At 42.1% G+C, this 19,424-nt stretch carries 6 protein-coding genes; 3 read left to right on the top strand and 3 right to left on the bottom strand.

The genetic code is table 11. From position 1 onward, the window contains the following. Positions 1-6 precede the first annotated feature (6 nt). Entirely contained in the window at positions 7-11,184 is an 11,178-nt protein-coding gene (locus FAX86_RS22860; RefSeq protein ID WP_144393867.1) for a fibronectin type III domain-containing protein, read from the top strand. 125 nt (positions 11,185-11,309) lie between these two features. Here the strand turns inward: FAX86_RS22860 and FAX86_RS13135 are convergent, their stop codons facing one another. The 3 genes from FAX86_RS13135 to FAX86_RS13125 form a co-directional block, all read right to left on the bottom strand. Next, complete coding sequence (locus FAX86_RS13135) at positions 11,310-11,678, bottom strand: hypothetical protein (RefSeq protein WP_144393866.1); 369 nt, start codon at positions 11,676-11,678, stop codon at positions 11,310-11,312. 248 nt (positions 11,679-11,926) lie between these two features. Next, positions 11,927-12,976: a copper-containing nitrite reductase gene (nirK, locus tag FAX86_RS13130; protein ID WP_144393865.1), complete on the bottom strand. Its 1,050-nt coding sequence runs from the start codon at positions 12,974-12,976 to the stop codon at positions 11,927-11,929. A gap of 303 nt (positions 12,977-13,279) precedes the next feature. Next, positions 13,280-14,536 carry a cyclic di-GMP phosphodiesterase gene (locus tag FAX86_RS13125; protein ID WP_144393864.1) on the bottom strand — a complete coding sequence of 419 codons (1,257 nt, stop codon included), beginning with the start codon at positions 14,534-14,536 and terminating at the stop codon, positions 13,280-13,282. 471 nt (positions 14,537-15,007) lie between these two features. On the opposite strand from FAX86_RS13125, the gene FAX86_RS13120 reads away from it, so the two are divergent. Then, a complete protein-coding gene (locus FAX86_RS13120) occupies positions 15,008-16,279 on the top strand; it encodes an efflux RND transporter periplasmic adaptor subunit (RefSeq protein ID WP_144393863.1) in 1,272 nt (423 codons plus the stop codon). After that, entirely contained in the window at positions 16,279-19,410 is a 3,132-nt protein-coding gene (locus tag FAX86_RS13115; protein ID WP_144393862.1) for an efflux RND transporter permease subunit, read from the top strand. The genes FAX86_RS13120 and FAX86_RS13115 overlap by 1 nt, the downstream gene beginning before the upstream one ends. Positions 19,411-19,424: the final 14 nt, after the last annotated feature.

Raw genomic sequence — 19,424 nt, 5'->3', positions numbered from 1 at the left:
TTATTAGTGAAGATCTTTCAACATTTCAGGATTCTGCTCAAACAAGGTGTTGCGCGACTTATTTTGCTGTCTTCACTTTTGGTATCGCAACTTTTTGCCGCAACCTTAAGTGGTGTTGTCAAAGATCATAACGGAAACCCAATTTCAGGCGCGTCTATTTCCTTGTATGAAGTAAATGGCAACGAAATTTCTCAGGTTGGCGACTTGTTAGCGGTTGGGGAAGATGGAGCCTTCTCATGGGTTGTTCCTAATGGCGATTATTTGATTCGCTCATTCATTAACAAAGAAGATGTCAATTTAGTAAACGCACCCGATAATGCCGCCCACTTTACTGAAGATTTCACCCTCAGTGGTGATATGACGCGTGATGTGGTTTACAACTTCGTAGAATTAACCGGGCAAGTGGTTGATCAAAATAATTTACCCGTGAACGGCTTTGAGCTGGTTACCAGCAAAGCCTGGAATGGGCCTGAACAGGGGCCAAATGGCCACGAATCACGTTACACCGTGATTCACCAAAATGGCAGTACTCAAACAAATAATAACGGGCGATACATCATGCTGTTACTGGCGACCAGCGATTGTCTGGCATCAGGAGCAACAGACTGTCATTACGATATCGCTTTTAATGCGCCAGAAAATAGCGGCTTTGATAGCACCAGTGAAGTTAACTTCACTGTTAATGGTGGAGAAACACTTAATAAACAAGTTAATTTTAGTGATCCTGTTGCGCCACAAATTATTGTTGGCCCACATATTAAAGAAATCACTAACAATTCTGCCTTAATTGAGTGGACGACGGATAAAGACGCGACAGGCTCGGTTGAGATTGTAGGCGGTAATATTTTTGTCTCTAACAAATTGACGACTCGACATAGTGTTGCGGTGTCTGGATTGTCGGAGAGTACCAGTTACTCTCTGATCGTTAAATCGACAGACAGTTTTGATAATATTTCAAATCCATCAAATACGAGTTTGACGACAACCGCAACTCCTGACACGGTTTCCCCGGTGATAACTGAAAACTTGTCGGTCGTTTCTGTGACTGACATTGGTTTTACTCTTTCATTGTGCGCTGATGAAGCCATCAACGGTTACTTTACGGTTGATGGTATTGACTATTCAATGGGAGAGGCTGCGAGTTGTCAGCAACAGACGTTTGACAATTTACAACCGGCTACCAGGTATTCTGTTTCAGCCAGAGTTACTGATCTCGCTGGCAATGGACCGGTTTCGAGTTCCGCGATAGAACTCACAACCAAATCTACCAACGATACAGACGCTGCGGTCATTACTTATGGGCCGGTTGTCACTGATGTTTCAGATAAAACGGCGATAGTCACCTGGCGAACAAATGAACCTACGACGAGCAATGTGTCTTACAACGATGGCGTAACTTATCGAGTTTTAAGCCAGCGAGAATTAACGACGTTGCACAGTGTCCAGTTAACCAGTTTGAATCCGGAAACCAATTACAACGTTTTCGTATCCTCGACCGATGCCAACGGCAATGGTCCGACCGTTTCTGATTTTCGTGTTTTTACGACGCTAGCCCTGCCAGATACTACAGCGCCTTTGTTAATAGGGCGACCACAAATTGAGGATGTTCAATCCGACTCTGTGGTGGTTCGCTGGCAGACCGATGAAGCCGCGACAACGTTGATACATTTAGGTACTGCTGCTGATCAACTCAATGAACTAAAGTCTCGTGCCGGATTTAACGCCGAACACTTAATGCCACTGACGAACCTGACTCCTAACACGACCTATTTTTTAACTGTCGAGTCTTCCGATATTAGCGGTAATACAATTATTAGTAATGTGTTGTCATTCACAACGGCAAGTGATTCATCCAGCTTGCCAGAAATTATTCGCGGTCCGATCATTGAACGAGTGACCAGTGATAGTTTAACGATTAATTGGAGTACTAATGTTAACAGTGACAGTCGTTTAGTGTGCGAATCAACATCGGGTGTTGACGAAGTAAATCGTAATGAATTAACGAAAGAACATCGGCTGACATTAATTGGATTACGTACCTCTACTGGTTATCGCTGTCGTATTTTCTCTACGGACATTAATGGTTTTATTTCCAGTAAAGTTTTTTCTACGATTACTGATAACGAAACCGATACTGTAGCACCACAATGCATTGGTGACGTTGAGGTGAGTCCTTTTTCCACGCAAGTAGAATTGAGTTGGCAAAGTGATGAGCCTGCAGTTGCCAAAGTGTTTTATCGACAGACCGGTGACAGTCAATGGTTGAAAAAGTCTGTGACGAAAGAGCAGCTCAACGGTGTAGCTCTACTCACCGGATTGTTGCCAAATTCAGAATATGAGCAACAAATCTTTTTAACCGATGGTGCGGGCAATGAAGGTGCGTGTGAAACTGGCATTTTTAACACTGGTAGTGAAGTGATCCCTGCACCTGTTTTTTTAATTCAACCGACCATTACCAACATAACTCACGATTCAGCGAAAGTAAGTTGGAGAACCGAATTAGCGTCAACCGGAATAGTTAAGTATGGTTTATCAAGCGATGCACTCGATCGACAAGAAGCGGATGGTTCTTTTTCTCGCGGGCACCAACTTCCTCTTGAAAATTTAACTCCTGAAACAACGTATTTTTTACAAGTTGACGCCTATAATTCAGAAGGTGTCATGACACAAAGTGAGATTGTCAGTTTTACGACATTACCGCTTCCTACCGTTGAGGAGTTGCCGCCAAAAATCATTGCTGGTCCTTTTGTTATTAATATTACTCAGTCAACAGCGGTTGTGGAATGGGAAACTGACAAGCCTGGTGATAGTCAGGTTAACATTAGCGGTGTCGGTGATTTTAATTTTTCATCATTAACCTCTCAACATAGTGTTCCAGTGAGCGGCTTAAGTCCCAGTACATTGTATACTGCTGTCGTTCGTTCAACTGGTGAAAACAATTTAATTTCTGAACCGAAAAGTGTTGATTTCACGACTGCTGCTTTACCTGACACAACTCCGCCATGGTACGTCGATGGCCCGACAATTATTGCACTGGATTACAACCGTTTTACCGTATCCTTTTGTGCAAACGAACCTGTTACGGGAAATATTAATGTCAGTGGTACGGATTATGAATTAACTCAATTATCGAAATGTCATAAATTAACCGTTACGGATTTAACTCCAGATACACTGTATATTTTAAATTTCGAAATTACCGATGCGGCAGGAAATGGGCCGGTTGCTGCCGGGCCTCTCGAAGTTACAACGTTAAGCAATTTGGATTTGGAAGCGCCTGAAATAAGAGGTCCTATTGTTGTCGCGATAACCGACACGACAGCAATTGTTAAGTGGACCACGAATGAAGTCGCTGATAGTCGAGTCGATTTTAATGATGGAATTTATTTCAATACGTTGACGAGTGGTGAGTTAGTTACTCGGCATCAAATTCCTTTAACCGGACTTACTCCGGCAACGACTTACACTTTAACTGTTGCTTCCACCGATGCGTTTGGTAACGGTCCAAGTGTGGCAGGGCCTGTAGAATTCACGACCGATAGTTTACCGGATACAACCGCACCGAATATTTTATACGGTCCAGAGGCTATCGATATTACCGATCAGAGCGCCGCCATTGTGTGGCAAACGGATGAGTCTGCTACCTCGGTCGTCAGGTTAGGACTTAGTGCGGATGATTTAAATCAGACGTATTCTAAAGCCAGTTTTAAGACAAACCATAAAGTCGATCTCAGCAGTCTCATTGCAGATACTTTGTATCACTATCAGGTAGAGTCTAGTGACGCTGCTGGTAATTCTGTGACCAGCAGCATTCAAACGTTTCGCACTCTTGTGACGCCAGAGATTTTACCTGAAATTATTGCTGGTCCGCGAATTGACGACGTTGCTTTTGATCGGATGACCATAAGTTGGCGAACCAACATCAATACGAACAGTCGTTTAGTGTGCCAGGGGAGCGATGGTAGTTTTGAAACGAGCAGTAGTGAACGCGTTACCGAGCATCGTTTAACGCTGACCGGCGTTAGAGCGACAACCATATATCGTTGCCGAGTAACTTCGGTTGATATTAACGGTAACTCGGTTTCAGCCGACATAAGTGCAACAACAAGTGATTCACCTGATACAACGGCTCCTCAATGCATTACACAACCAGAGGTGCTTGGTTTTGGTGACTCTGCCGAAATCACTTGGGCAACAGATGAATTAAGTAGCGCAATTGTTCAGTACCGCCCTGTTGGAGATACTCAATGGCGGCAGCAAGGAAGTTTAACCTTGAGTGTGGAAGAGCAAATGCTGTTAACTCTGTTAATTCCCGAAACCGATTATGAGCATCAAGTTACGATTACTGATGTTGCAGGAAATACAGCAACTTGTGAAGCTGGAGTTTTTAACAGCGGCATAAAAGTAATTCCAGCGCCTGAGTTTGATGTACAACCTTATGTGACGAATATTAAAGATCACAGTGCGCAAGTTAACTGGCAAACTCAAATAATGACAACGGCACTGGTTCGTTATGGTGTGTCACCAGACAATTTAGATCAAGAAATGCCCGTTGCTTCTTTGAGTAAAAAACATCGAGTGACGCTCACCGGATTAACTGAAAATACAGTTTACTATGTAAAAGTTGATGCCATTAATATTGAGGGCGTTGTGACGACCAGCGACCTTGTGAGTTTTAAAACCACTCATCCGGATAATGACTTGGACAAAGATGGCATTCTCAATGATGTCGATAATTGCCCAATAACACCAAATACTGATCAAGCTGATGCGGATGGCGACGGTGTTGGTGATGTGTGTGAAGATGCTATTGAGTTGCCCGTTGATTCCAATCAAATAACAGGCGTTAAAGTGAGTGGCATTGTGACGGGTGAAAGCGTTCCCATTGCCAGTGTAGAAGTGACTTTATTTAATCAGCTCTTCGAAGAAGTAAAAACCGTAACGACTAAAAATGATGGCTCTTATGGTTTTCGCTCGATTCCTGCGGGTGATTATTTTATTACGGCACAAGCACCGGTAGAGACTGGATTTCCGGTTACACCATTAGAAGATTTAAAAATAGGCGACGAAGATGTTGTGCATTTCATTACGTTAATTGGAGATGCGCAAAAATTATCGGGTAATGTAATCGACAATCAAGGGCGAGCGATTGATAGTGTACAAGTCAGCCTTCACTTGCAATCTAATGGAGATCAAGTGGGTAAGCGAGTGACTACCGACAGTTCCGGTTATTATGAATTTCATGTTGCACCGGGTACCTATCAGTTACGTCCGGTTATCGATGTTTTTGGTCCTCGACCTGATGGTGCCGGGGTTATCATTCCGACTTATCCTGTTCCTGATTTTGCTGCAGTATTTCATCAGCCTCAACAAATAGAGGTAGCAGGAGCGACAGACGTTGACATTGTAATGCCTTTCGCTATTGTCTCTGGCCAAGTGATTGACCCCTTGGGCTCTCCGGTTGTTGGTGTCAGTTTATTGATCGATCATCGTTTTGATAATGATACGCAAAGTTTCTATCTACAAAATTATGGAACGGATACCGGTAGTAATGCAATTACTGACACTAATGGTGAGTTTTCTTTTGCTGTATTTACCGATCAGACTTTTGATATCAGTTTAATTCCGCCAGACGAGCGCAGCGATTTAGCTGTGACAACAGTGGCCAATTACAGTGTGACGGCAGACACTAACGAAATATTTTCGTTAGTCGAAGGTTCAGCCATTAGTGGTGTCTTGCAAGATACGATGGGGCGTCCGGTGGATTACACGCGTTTAACATTGCATCGGCAAGACAATGGCAATCAAATTGGCAGGGCTATTTATACGGATGGTTTTGGAAATTATCAATTTAAAGTGGAAGACGGGAACTACAAAATTCAGGCCCACTTAAATCCATTTGGTGCCAGTGTTGATAATTCGAGCCCATCGCCCAGTTATCCATTGCCTGATTTTGCCAGCCAACTTTATGTACAAGAAAATATATTAGTCGCTGGCGATACTACTCAAAACTTAATTTTGCCTATGGCACAACTTTCGGCATTGGTGGTTGATGGCAATGGCACTCCATTGTCAAATGTTCGGCTTGAAATCAGTCATGTTTTTAGTGAAAACAATGTGACATATTATTTGGAAAGTCACGGTAAGTCAGCGGTTACACATGCGAAAACCGATGCTAATGGTGAGTTTTTAGTTGCACTGTTTACTGATCAGCCGATGGATATTCAATTTTCGCCTCCGGCGAGCAATCGTCAATTGGCCACCACGCAATTTTCCGATTACACCCTGACCGGCGATGTTAGTGATACCTTTGTTCTGACAGATGCGTTGACGTTATCGGGTTACCTGCGTGATGCAGAAGGCAATGCAATCGATAACACGCTGATATCCGTTCACCATCAGGAAAATCATCAAGCTGCTGATTTGCCAGCGACGACAGATGCAAGTGGTTATTTCGAGTTTAAACTAGCTCCTGGGCTTTATAAGTTACGGCCTTATTTGCAAATGCAAGAAGGGCAAACGAATCCGAGTTATCCGATACCCGATTACTCGGCGACTTATTATTTACCGGACAACATTGAATTGAGTGTTGATACTGAAATTGACGTTACTTTGCCAATGTCGATCTTAACAGGTGACGCACTCGATGCTAATGGCGTTGCGGTACCTGGTGTTCAATTGCAAATTGATCATGCGTATACCCAACAAGGCACGAGTTACTATTTAGAAAATCAAGGTGAATTGGCTATCAGTAATGCGCTGACCGGCGCCAATGGTGAGTTTGGCTTTGCTCTTTTTAACAATCAACCGACCGATATAATAGTTAACCCGCCCGCGGGCTCGGGATTTGCGGTTACGCGAGTCGAGCGTGAAATTGCGCAGGCCAGTAGCGAAGATATCTTTTTGCTGCACAATGATGTCGCTCCTAAGATTGTGATGGGGCCTGTGGTTACTTATATATCTGACCGATCGGCAATTATTGTTTGGGAGACCGATAAGCCGGCACGAGGTTATATTGAATTGTCCGATGGGCAAGTCTTCGAGTCGAATCAATTGTCGACCTACAACTGCCTGTTTGTTTATGGCCTGGAACCACTCACAAATTACACAGCCAATGTGCATTCTAAAGATAAAGACGAACAGGTATCAGACAGTCGAACTGTCGAATTTTCCACAACGGGCGAACCCTATGATAAAGCACCGCAATTTACCAATGGACCGCTGATCACCAACATTACTGATACTCAGTTTGAAGTGAACTTTTGCGCCGACGGCCCTGTTTATGGAACTGTCACTGTGAATGGTGTTGATTATATTTTAAATAATTTAGATGTTTGTCATTCGCTGGAGATTGATGGCTTAACTGAGAGCAGTGAATACGACGTTGTAGTGTCGCTCACCGATCCTTGGGGTAATGGACCTTCAGTCAGTACGTCGCAAACAGTGACGACATTATCGAATCCCGATGTGACTCCACCACACATATTATTAACGCCAATGATCATTGATATTTCTGCAACGGAAGCGACGGTGATCTGGACTACCGATGAGCCTTCAACCAGTGGCGTATCTTACAACGACAGTACTCAATACCACGTGGTGACCGAAGAACACTATGTTTTAGAGCATGAGTTTCAACTGACCGATTTAACTCCGGAAACAACTTATGAACTCACAGTCTCGTCGCAAGATAATAACGGCAATGGGCCAACGTTAAGTGAACCGATTAGTTTCACAACATTACCTGAGGTTGATAATGAGCCTCCGACAATGATTGGGCCCCCGTTAATTCAAAATATTACGCATCAAAGTGTTGTTATTCGTTGGGAAACCGATGAGCCCGCTTCCACGGTATTGGTGATGGGAACTTCGCCAGACAACCTGGATCGAGTAGAAACCAAAAGTGGTTTGCGCACTTTCCATAATCTGGCGATTACCGGTTTAGAACCCGAAACGATTTATTATTATCAAGTACAAACAGAAGATGCCTCGGGTAATTTATTAACCAGCGAAATTGATTGGTTCAAAACGAAAGAGAGAGGTCATCAGGGCGATCCTCATTTTATGCGCGACGTTACGGTTGATCATGTTACAGACACGTCGATCATTGTAAGTTGGGTAACCGATGTTAATGCCGATGGTCGGCTAGTGTGTATTGGTGGCGGTGAAACACTTGAAACGAGTGATACCAAACGAACCAAAAAGCACACTTTAACCTTAACCGGTTTAATACCGAACACGGCCTACGATTGCACGGTGTATTCCACCGATCATCATGACTTTACTGCCAGTCAGGTAGTGCCGGATGCATTGGCAAAATTTGGAACTGTGGACGGGACTCAATATCGAGCAAAAACATTGAATAAGAATATGACCGTTACAACTGCTAGTGTGCCAGATACGATAATTCCAACGGTTAGCGCTGGTCCTGACATTAACAGTTTTGGCGATCGAATGATCTTTAGTCTTACAACGTCTGAACCGAGTGCGCTTCAAGTACAATATCGAATTATTGGAACAACGCAATGGCAAAGTGTTGGCTCGCAGGCAATTCGAACACAACATTTAATGGTGTTAAACAAGTTATTGCCGAGCACTGAATACGAGTATCAATATCAATTGGCAGATATTGCAGGCAATAAAGTGTGGTCAACAATTGCTAGCTTTAATTCGAGCGACACCATTCGGTTGCTCACTCCTTCTTTTAGTCAGCAACCGCAAATCTCTAACTTGGCCAGCAACTCCTTAACGCTTACTTGGCAAACTAACGAATTATCATTTGGCCAAATCAGTTACGGTGTGCTCAATAATGAACTGGGTGATAAAGAAGCGGTATTTGAACTCAGTCAAAATCACTCTGTTACCATGGTACGTCTCAATGCAGCGACGCGTTATTTTATTAAAGTGACAGCATTTAATATTGCCGGTGAAGCTATCGATAGTTCCGTCGTAACCTTTACGACACCGGCAAAAAATGACAGTGCCGATAGCGATGGTGACGGCATGACGGATAGTTGGGAACTTGCAAATAATTTAGATCCGCAAGATGCTAATGACGCGGCGAGTGATTCCGATAACGATGGATTAACTAATCTCGAAGAATTTGAAGCGGGAACTGATCCATCTGTCGCTGATTCTGATGATGATGGTATGCCTGATGGTTGGGAGGTTGATCGTAACTTAAATCCTCTTGATGCTACTGATGCAACTACCGATCGAAATGGAGATGGAGAATCCAATCTTGATGAGTATCTTGCGGCAACGGACACACTGGGACCCGAAATTACTTTGTTGGAAGAGGTGACTCTGAACGCTACTGGTTTCCTAACGCCGATACCTAAAGATTCTGTTTCCGCAGTTGATAATATTGACGGTGCAATTACTGTAACGATTGATGGTGCGGATGTGTTACCTGCTGGACGACATCAGGTTGTCTGGCAGGCGATTGATTCAGCGGGAAATCGAAGTGTTGCAATTCAAAGGGTTAACATAAATCCGATCGTACAATTGGAAATGGCTCAGACAGCAGCAGAAGGTAACTCGATTCGTATTCCTTTATCGTTATCGGGAAATGCAGCGACATATCCTGTCTCTATTCCATATACCATCAGTGGTAGTGTTGATTCGAGCGACTACTCACCAGCAATTGTTGCGGGAAGGATTTCAATTGAAGAGGGCACTGAAGCGAGCCTTGAATTTCAATTGTTAGAGGATGAGTTAAACGAAACATCTGAACAGTTAGTGATAACATTTGCAGATCCAACCAATGCTGTCTTAGGTGCTAATGCCACGCATACAGTTACGATTTATGAACTTAATATTGCTCCGCATGTGAATTTGGTTGCCAGTCAAAACGGAATTCTTGTTACAACTATTACTCAAGATGGTGGAGTAGTCACTTTAACCGCAGGAGTTGAAGATGCAAATGTTCAAGACACTCATATTTATGACTGGAATAGTACAAGTAATACACTGGTGGATCTGGATAATGATCCGTCCACATTTACATTTGATCCTTCCACCGTATCCTTAAGCATCCACTCTGCACAAGTTGTTGTCACCGATGATGGATTACCTTCTCGTTCGACCCAAGATCGTCTGAATTTAAAAGTGATTGCGACAGCGCCAATATTATCACCTTCGAATGATAGTGATGGCGATGGAATCAATGATGCAGATGAAGGCATTGCAGATTCGGATAACGATGGAATTCCTGATTATCTTGATAGCGTTACAAGCACTCATTTATTGCAGCAGTTAGTTGGCGATCCAGACAACAATGTGGGTTATTGGTTAGAGTCTGAGCCTGGGTTGAATTTAAAATTGGGAGTGGTTGCTTTATCTGCAGAACAGGGCGGCGCTATGGTAGATCAATCAATCATTAATACGGTTGGTCCTTATCTAAACCATGGAAGTGATGAAGGTTACGATCCGGTTGGTGGATTGTTTGACTTTTCTATCACGGATTTACCCGCGACCGGTAGTTCTGTTTTATTGGTTATTCCGCAACGGGAATTCATTCCTGCAAACGCAGTGTATCGCAAACTTCATCCGACAAGAGGCTGGAGTGATTTTGTGGTTGATGATAATAATCAACTTTATTCGGTAGCCGGGAGTCCGGGGGCATGTCCTTCGCCTGATTTAAATGTTTATGCCAGTGGTTTAACGGAAGGGCATTGGTGCATCATGATGTCAATTGAGGATGGAGGACCTAATGACAGTGATGATGTTGCAAACGGGACGATAGTTGATCCTGGTGGTGTCAGTGAAATATTGTCTGCACCAACGGTTAGTATTAATGAAATCGCTGAGTTAACTGCCGGCGCTAACGTTTCACTTTCGGCTAATGTTAACGACAATGGAAATACAATTGTCAGTTCTTTGTGGGAACAAACTTCTGGCTCTGCAGTAACAATTATTAATGCCGAGCAACTGAATGCCAGTATTAATAATATACCTTCGGGAAATTACACTTTTCGTTTTACCGTTACTGACGGTTCGAATCGTAGCGTTAGCGACTCAGTTACGGTTGTTGTAAAAGCACAAGCAGGAAATAATAATTCGGAAAGATCCTCTAGCGGTGGCGGAAGTACCGAAGGCTTTTTTATTCTGTTAATGATTCTTTTAACTATTACTCGACAACGTCGTTTCAAACAGGGAGAACGTGTTTGTTTTGATAGTTAAAACAAACACATTCTTCACTGATCATAAATTTTTATTAGTACATCTCACTAAATGGCTTGCATAAAAAAGAAGCCACTTAGTGAGTAAGACAGCACTCATAAAAATTTTAAATAAAGAAGTCCAATTTAGAACTTCGCCAGGATTGTCGCTGAATATTTAGACTTAAGTAACTGCTGCTGGTCGGGGGCTAATTTCTCGATCGATTTAAACTCCTCGATAACTGTATTCGTGATCGGTAGCTGTAGATAACTCGACTTGTTCCCGGTCAATACACGCGTGTGGTAGTAGCCTTTGGCCGGTTCAGAGGTTACTTTACCGTCTTTGACAAGCCATATATTCATACCCGACATACCATAGTAAGTGATTACATAATCACCATCGAAATAGCTAACGCCGAGTCGATTAAAACGATTTTCGGTATCTCCGGGAATTAATGCATAGACGATAACTCCGATGATTAAGCTAACGACGATTGCGATGACGTATTTTTTCATTATTGTTACAACCCCTGTAAAGTTAGTAGTCTGAGACCTAGTCTATTTCGTTTGTGATAACCGATCAATTCTATGCCGCATTCTAATAGTGAATTATAGTCTTCGAGGTAATTTCGAGAGATGTAGTAAAGAAGTGAACAAAGTGGTTAAGTCGGATAATCTTTATTGAGACACTTAAATTTAATCAGCACCCTACGGGGTGCCGATTAGCTTAATCCTAATGACTAACCATTTAATGATTAATAAATTTATGGAATCGGTGAGGGAGGCTGAACTTGCATCATTAAATCGTTATCCCAATCTCCGCTTACTTCTATTTGCGCTGCGGCTCCTAAAAGAATGGCTTCGATGAGATTATGATTAACATAAACATAGGTTCCAGGCTGTTTAAACTCGTACAACGCTGCGACAGCTGACCCTCCGGGAACAAACCAGGTTTCAATATCAGCCAAGGCCCGGTTAGCAAACGAGCCGGCTTGCCAAACCCAATCGGCATGACCGCCAACAATGTGTGGGCGAGAATCACGTGTGGCTTGTGAGTGAATCAGTAATACATTGTCTCCAACATTTGCTGTTAATGCATTGGCACCCAAAAGGGCGCCTTTTCGACCGTTAAAGACAACATGCGAAGGTGTTAGTGTTCGCATTACTTCAAAGGTTGGCTCAAGCGCATCGGCTAAGTTGGTAAACCGGCGGAAATTACCTTGAGCATCTTGTGGAACATAGAAATCTTGCTCACCAATGTAATAGGCTTTGTCGTAAGTGACTCTTTGGTTATTACCATCGCGTAACCCGTCTTTGGGTAACACCATCATTGCTCCATTCATTCCCGCTACAACATGGTAAGGTGTGAGGTCTCCTCCTGGCGCACAGTGGTAAACAAATACGCCTGTTTTAGTGGCTTTGAAACGTAAGATGGCTTGTTCTCCAGGAGCAATGTTCGTTAAGGCCGCGCCGCCCATGGCGCCTGTAGCTGAATGAAAATCAATATTATGCCGCATAGTGTTCGTTGCCGGGTTGACTAAAGTAACTTCAACATAATCACCTTCGTGGGCAACGATCATTGGAGCCGGCACGCTACCATTGAATGTCAGGGCTTGAATAAAAACACCGTCGTCAATTTCGAGTTCCTTTTCTTCAATTGTTAGCGTAACCTCGATAATTTTAGGTTGTCCTGGCGATGTTAATTCATGAGCTGGTAATAAGGGCGGAGGAACTAAAGTTTGTTGAATTCGTTCAAGACTGATTGCTGGTTGTAAGAACATGAGAGCAACAGTAAGTAAAAAATAATGACGCATAAAAAATACCTCGAATCAATCACTGGGACGATAACTATAGTTCAGTGACGAGCGACAATTAGCGAGGATTAAAGAATAGTGATTTAGTATTAATAAGTTTCTCGATGAAGCTCATTATTTGGGTATTGTTTATCGCAAGATTAAAGAAAATAATTTGTTTGAGTTTACTGATTGAACAAGAATAAATTTGTTTCTATTTTAAATGCAATTAAAGATAAAATATTTCAAAAAACCAATAAAACTAAAAGTAATTGAACCGCTTTCTAGCTTTTAAAAAACTCAACTTTAAAAATATCTCTCAGTTTATGAGTCTCCATACATGAAGCCAATACGCTTTTGAATACCCAGATATTCGTAGACTCGTTTAGGATAAGCTCCTGGTTCTAAGACATTCACTACTTTTAAATCATCATGCTCTTGTAGATTGATTATGATGGCCTGTAAAGGAGGAATACTTGGGTTGTATAGTAATACTTCAGGGTTCATCATGTCGTTAGTATCGACGCTAACAACAAGCCCAATACTCTCGTCGTTTAACTGAACGACACTACCTGGAGGATATATACCAACTTTAGAAATAAAGTTGTTGACCAGTTGATGGTCCAGTTTTGTTTTAAACTTTGAGTATAGAGTTGCCAATGCCAACTTGGGCGTCATTGCTTGACTTGAGTCGTTTGGATTGCACAAGTTATCGTAGATATTAGCAATAGATACAATGCGCACCAATTCTGGTATTTCGTGATCTTTTTGAGGCTTAGGAAAGCCTGTACCATCGAGATACTGATGATGCTTTTCTATAATTTCCATAACCGGTTTAGGAACATCACCAATAAGCTCACACAACTTGCGACCATACTGAGGATGTTTTTGATAAATGGCCATCTCTGGTTTAGACAAGGTTGTTGTCTTATTTAAAATTTGTGAAGGTATATCAACTTTTCCAATATCATGTAATAGGGCGCCGCGTATTAGATTTCTCAGATCTTCGCCGGTGATTTCTCTTGCTTGCGCCATCATCAAACTTAGAATTGTTACATTAAGAAAGTGATTATAGAGACTGTGCCTGCCGCCGCCTAAGTTTACTAAGTTAGTCAGTAAATCTCTTTGCATTTCAAAGTCGGTCGCAATATTTTGAACCAGCTCTTCGGTTTCATGAATTGCATTAGCGGGCTCTGCTTTCATTTGTCGAGATATTTGCTGAATTTTCTTTGCCTGTTCTGCGTATTTTTTACCGATTGAATGGCGTTTCTTTCGATATTTGTCAGCGTTTTCTAACTTGGAATTTTTGTCTTGCCATTGGGCATTGGTAATTGTTTCTATACATTCAGAATCGTTTTTTTCTTCAGTTTGGCTTTCTAAAGCTATTTTTCGGTCACTTTGTCCTGGAAAAACGGTCACTTCCTTTAGTCCAAGTCGCTTAATTATTTTAATATCATTTTGAGAACGAATTTTAAACTTTGAAAAAAGAAAAGGATGCTTGCTCCATGGTAGCTCCAGATCAACCTTAAAGCCCACCATTAGCTTTTCTACTGGAACTTTAATACTACTTTTCTTGCTCATTGTTATATCTGGGCATCCATAATATAAAGGAGGATTAGATAGTTTATACTACAAGTCTAAGATACAGAGTCTATTATTGCTAGCGAACTAAACATTGTAATTTTTAAATACGATGAAAAATGTCGAATAACTTTGTTAGATTTCAGGTTCAGTATATTTTATTTCTTTCTCAAAAGAGCCCTTCTCTTGAATAAGTGGATACAGATATTGTCGTAGTAACACCTTTGTCTAATCAATTGAACGTGGTTTATATCGTTATTTATAAAATCGATTAAATAATGTTTTGGTTATTCTGCTTTTGAAAATATCAACTGAGTGAATTAAGCTGCTAAGCAACCCCTTTGAGAGAATGTTTATTTCGGTTGCTGACTTTAATAAATCGATGGCGCTATTATTTGTAGTGATATCTAATGTCAGGGTTGAAACGTAGAATAATAAATAGCGATATAAAAACTAAGGTCATTACTGTATATGAGTGATAATAGCCAGAGTCGTCCACCACAAGCGAATGCTAATGGAAAGTCGTCCATTGTCATTGTGATGATGCTGATTGTTTCAGCACTATTAGTTTGGCTTATTTTTTCCACTGAGCCGGAGGCCAAGAGAGAGGGAGCGACGAAGAAGACGCCGATGTTGGTTGAGGTTTTAAAAGTAGAGCGACAAGATTATAAGCCAACAATTCGAGCAATGGGAGTTGTTGAGCCGGCACAAGTTATTACTTTATCTGCTCAAGTATCGGGGCAAGTGATTGAGGTGTTGGATAGCTTTGAACCCGGAAGGCAGGTTACTAAAGGTCAGCCTTTGATTAAAGTTGACTCGTCTGACTATGAACTGCGCATGAAGCAATTAAAGGCTCAGCTTGCTCAAGCGAATGCGGACTTTATTATTGAGCAAGGTGAGCAAGAGCGCGCCAAAAGCGACTATCGAGCTATTAATTCAAAGTTGTCAGGATTGAGAAAGTCATTAGTGTTGCGAGAACCACAATTAAAAATTGCTCAGTCTCGACTTGATGCTGCTGAGGCAGAATTGGCACAAGCCCAACTCGAACTTTCCCGAACCTTAGTCAAAGCACCTTTTGACGGACAGATTATTTCACAAATGACAAATTTGGGTGCTATGGTTTCAGAGGGTTCTCCGATAGCCAGGCTGCAAGGTAATCGTCGTTACTGGGTGAAAGTCAGTTTACCGCTGTCTCAAATCAAGTGGCTGCCAATTCAATCAATGAATCAAAACTTAACTTGCACCAGTGAGACCTCTACGGTTGTTATTCGCAACCGAACCGCATGGAATTCTGATGAATATCGAACAGGATGTATAAAACAAGTTGTCGGGGAACTAACCGCACAAACTCGTATGGTACAGCTTTTGGTTGAAGTGCTCGATCCTCTCGCGCTTACTAGCAAAAGTGAAAACTTACCTTCATTGATGGTTGGCTCTTATGTTGAGGCGGAATTGCCGATCAAAAAATTAGAAAATATTATTCGATTGCCTCAAGATTACTTAAGAAAAAATAATACCGTATGGGTGAGGGAAGAGAATAAACTGTCAATTCGGCAAGTAGATGTTTTATTAAAGGATAAATCTTATGTGTATCTTGACCAAGGTTTGGAATCGGGCGATGAAGTGATTACGACAGATTTGTCAACCGTAAAACAAGGTGCAGAGGTGCAACTAAAATCAGAGCGTGTAGATAAAAAAACATCCGATAGTCAATCAATGATCGAAAATAACCAGGGGTCCTAATGACCGAATCTCATAATCAATCTAAAAGACCATCGGGCTGGGTTGGACCCATCGAGTGGATGGCTCGAAATTCGATTGCTGCCAATTTGTTTATGATGATATTGCTCGGTGGCGGTGTCTTCATGGCATGGCAAGTTCAAAAAGAAGTTTTTCCTGCATTCGAACTCGGAATTGTTGAAGTTCGTGTTGATTATCCTGGCGCATCTCCAGAAGAAGTTGAAAAAGGTATATTGCAGCCGATAGAAGAAGCTGTACGAAGTGTTCAGGGAATTAAAGAGATGACGTCAACTGCACGAGAGGGTTCTGGACGTGTATCTTTGGAGTTAGTGTCGGGGCTTGATCGCATGAAAGCGTTTCAAGACATTGATCAGGCTGTTAACCGAATTCGAACATTTCCTATTGATGCTGAAGAGCCTGAAGTAAACATGCAGATTCAACAACGTGATGTGATGGAAATTGGATTATATGGTGACATTGATATTTGGACATTACGTAAACTGGGAGAGAGGGTCCGCGATCGATTGTTGAATGAGCCAGCGATTTCTCAAGTCGAATTAAACAATGTTCCAGGTTACGTCATTCACGTTGAAATATCACAGCCAATTTTGCGTCAATATGGATTAAGCTTAGGGGAAGTTGCCGATAGAATTGAGTCAGGAGCTCGAGATATCCCTGCGGGAGCAATCGAAACCAGTCAAGGTGAAATTTTGTTGCGTCTGAATGAACGCAAACAATGGGCGGAAGATTTTGCCAAGATTCCAATTGTAACTTCACAAGACGGAACAAGTATTCGGCTTGGTGATCTGGCAACTCTTATAGAAGGATTTGAAGAAGATGGATTTCACTCTCAATTTAACCGGCAACCATCGATCGAAATAGAAATTTTTCGAATCGGAAAACAGTCGCCTTTAGAAATTGCTGAAGCTGTGCAAACGGTCTTGCTTGAGTTGGACTCAACATTGCCTGAAGGTGTGAATTACCGAATCGATAGTAACCGAGCTGAAGATTTTCATGATCGACTCAATTTATTACTTGAAAATGGTGCCCTGGCAATCGTTATTGTTCTTATTATTTTGGGCGCCTTCTTAGAGTACCGATTAGCGTTTTGGATCATGATGGGCATGACAATATCATTTGTGGGAGGAATGTTATTTGTGCCGATGGTCGGTGTTAGTATAAATATGATATCCATGTTCGCTTTTTTGGTCGTGTTGGGTATTGTCGTCGACGATGCCATAGTCGTTGGCGAAAATATTTACGAGTATCGTGAACAAGGATACGACTTTATGACCGCGGCTATTAAAGGTGCCAAAGATATTGCGGCCCCGGTGACCTTTACCATATTAACGACGATAGTTGCTTTTATACCTGTCATGTTCATTCCTGGTACAACGGGATTATTTTGGTGGCCTTTGCCAGTTGTGGTTATTACGGTATTAGTTATTTCTTTAGTTGAAGCGTTATTTATTTTACCGGCACATTTAGCACACAGTACAGACAAGGCAAAAACTAGACTTGGCCACTTAGTTCATCGTCGTCAGAGGGCGATTGCTAAACGCTTTAATCAATTCACTGAAGAGAAATATCGTCCCTTTTTATTTTTGTGTTTAAAGCATCGATACGTAACACTTAGTGCCGCGTTATCTATGTTATTAGTGACCGGTGCGTTTGCTTATAGTGATCACATGGGCATGATTATGATGCCACGTGTTGCAGCCGATGAAATTGAAGCTGGGGTTCGATTACCTGTCGGAACAACCCAGCGCCAAGCGGCGCGGGTTGCTAATGAAATTACAGAAGCAACACATAAAATGTTCGAAGAGCATGATTTGCACCTGGTTGCTGAGGGTATCAAAACAAATGTTCGACGGAAAAACTTTATTGATGTTGAAATTGTTATGTTGCCGCCCGATCAAAGAGATATGACTGCGGCACAGGTGATTGAACTTTGGCGTGATGAAATTGGTGATATAGACGGTGTCGATCAAATTTCGTTTGAAGCTGAGCGAGGACCAGGAGGATGGCGTGACGATATTAGTGTTGACTTAAGTCATACGAACTTAGATGTATTAGCAAAAGCGAGTAAAAGTTTTTCTGAAACGATGAAAAGTTTTTCGGCCACTCGAGATGTCAATGACAGTTATAACAAAGGCAAATTGCAATATGATTTCACAGTGTTGCCTGAAGGTGAAATGCTAGGATTGACTCCCGAGTCGATAGGCCGACAGGTACGTGACGCCTTTTTTGGTTCCGTTGCTTTACGGCAATTGCGTGGTACCAATGAAGTGGAAGTTCGCGTAAAGTTGCCTGAGGAAGAGCGGTTTCATCAAAATACTTTGGACAATTTTATAATAAAAACTTCAACGGGGACAGAAGTGCCATTATTAGATGTGGCTCAGGCAAAACTGGGAGAAGCCTTTACTTCGTTAGATCGGCGGGACGGGCGGCGAGTTATTACTGTCGGTATGGATGTAGAGCCACAAAATGCAGTCAATCGTGTGATTGATGCGATTAATCAAGATGTCTTACCTCAATTAAGGCAAGAGTATCCCGGGATAACCTGGAGTTTTCGTGGTACCCAAGCCGAAATGAGAGAGTCGACTCAGATTCTTTGGGGGGGATTTGGAATGGCCATGCTCGTCATTTATTCTTTACTGGCGATTGCTTTTAGAAGTTATTCGCAACCTGTCATTGTTATGTTGTCCATTCCTTTTGGAACTATTGGTGCGGTGATTGGACATTTATTATTGGGATATGATATTTCTCTAATTAGTATTATGGGGGTTGTTGCTCTGGCAGGCGTTGTTGTTAATGGTGCGTTGATTATGGTTGACTTGGCAAATAAAAACCGATTGCGAATGAATGTATTTGAAGCGATACATGAAGCAGGAGTGCGACGTTTTCGGCCTATTGTATTAACAACACTAACGACTTTCGGTGGCTTAACGCCTATCATTTTAGAGCAGTCGCGGCAAGCTTACCAATTGATACCAATGGCGATCTCGCTAGGCTTTGGTATCATTTTTGCGACTTCAATCATACTAGTGATTATTCCCTGTTTCTATATGGTTTTAGAGGACCTAGCTGAAAAGTTCGGTTTTTCCAAACCTGAGGCACCAATTGAAGCTTAGTGGAAGTTCTAAAA

This window comes from Pleionea sediminis (assembly GCF_007570825.1).
Classification (GTDB): domain Bacteria; phylum Pseudomonadota; class Gammaproteobacteria; order Enterobacterales; family Kangiellaceae; genus Pleionea; species Pleionea sediminis.
The sequence above is the reverse complement of the archived record's forward strand: the minus strand, read 5'-3'. Positions and strand labels throughout refer to the sequence as shown.

What these genes read in the sequence shown, in the direction of transcription:
- FAX86_RS13125 (WP_144393864.1), bottom strand. Translation starts at nt 14,536, where the DNA reads ATGAGCAAGAAAAGTAGTATTAAAGTTCCAGTAGAAAAGCTAATGGTG.
- FAX86_RS13120 (WP_144393863.1), top strand. Translation starts at nt 15,008, where the DNA reads ATGAGTGATAATAGCCAGAGTCGTCCACCACAAGCGAATGCTAATGGA.
- FAX86_RS13135 (WP_144393866.1), bottom strand. Translation starts at nt 11,678, where the DNA reads ATGAAAAAATACGTCATCGCAATCGTCGTTAGCTTAATCATCGGAGTT.
- FAX86_RS13115 (WP_144393862.1), top strand. Translation starts at nt 16,279, where the DNA reads ATGACCGAATCTCATAATCAATCTAAAAGACCATCGGGCTGGGTTGGA.
- nirK (WP_144393865.1), bottom strand. Translation starts at nt 12,976, where the DNA reads ATGCGTCATTATTTTTTACTTACTGTTGCTCTCATGTTCTTACAACCA.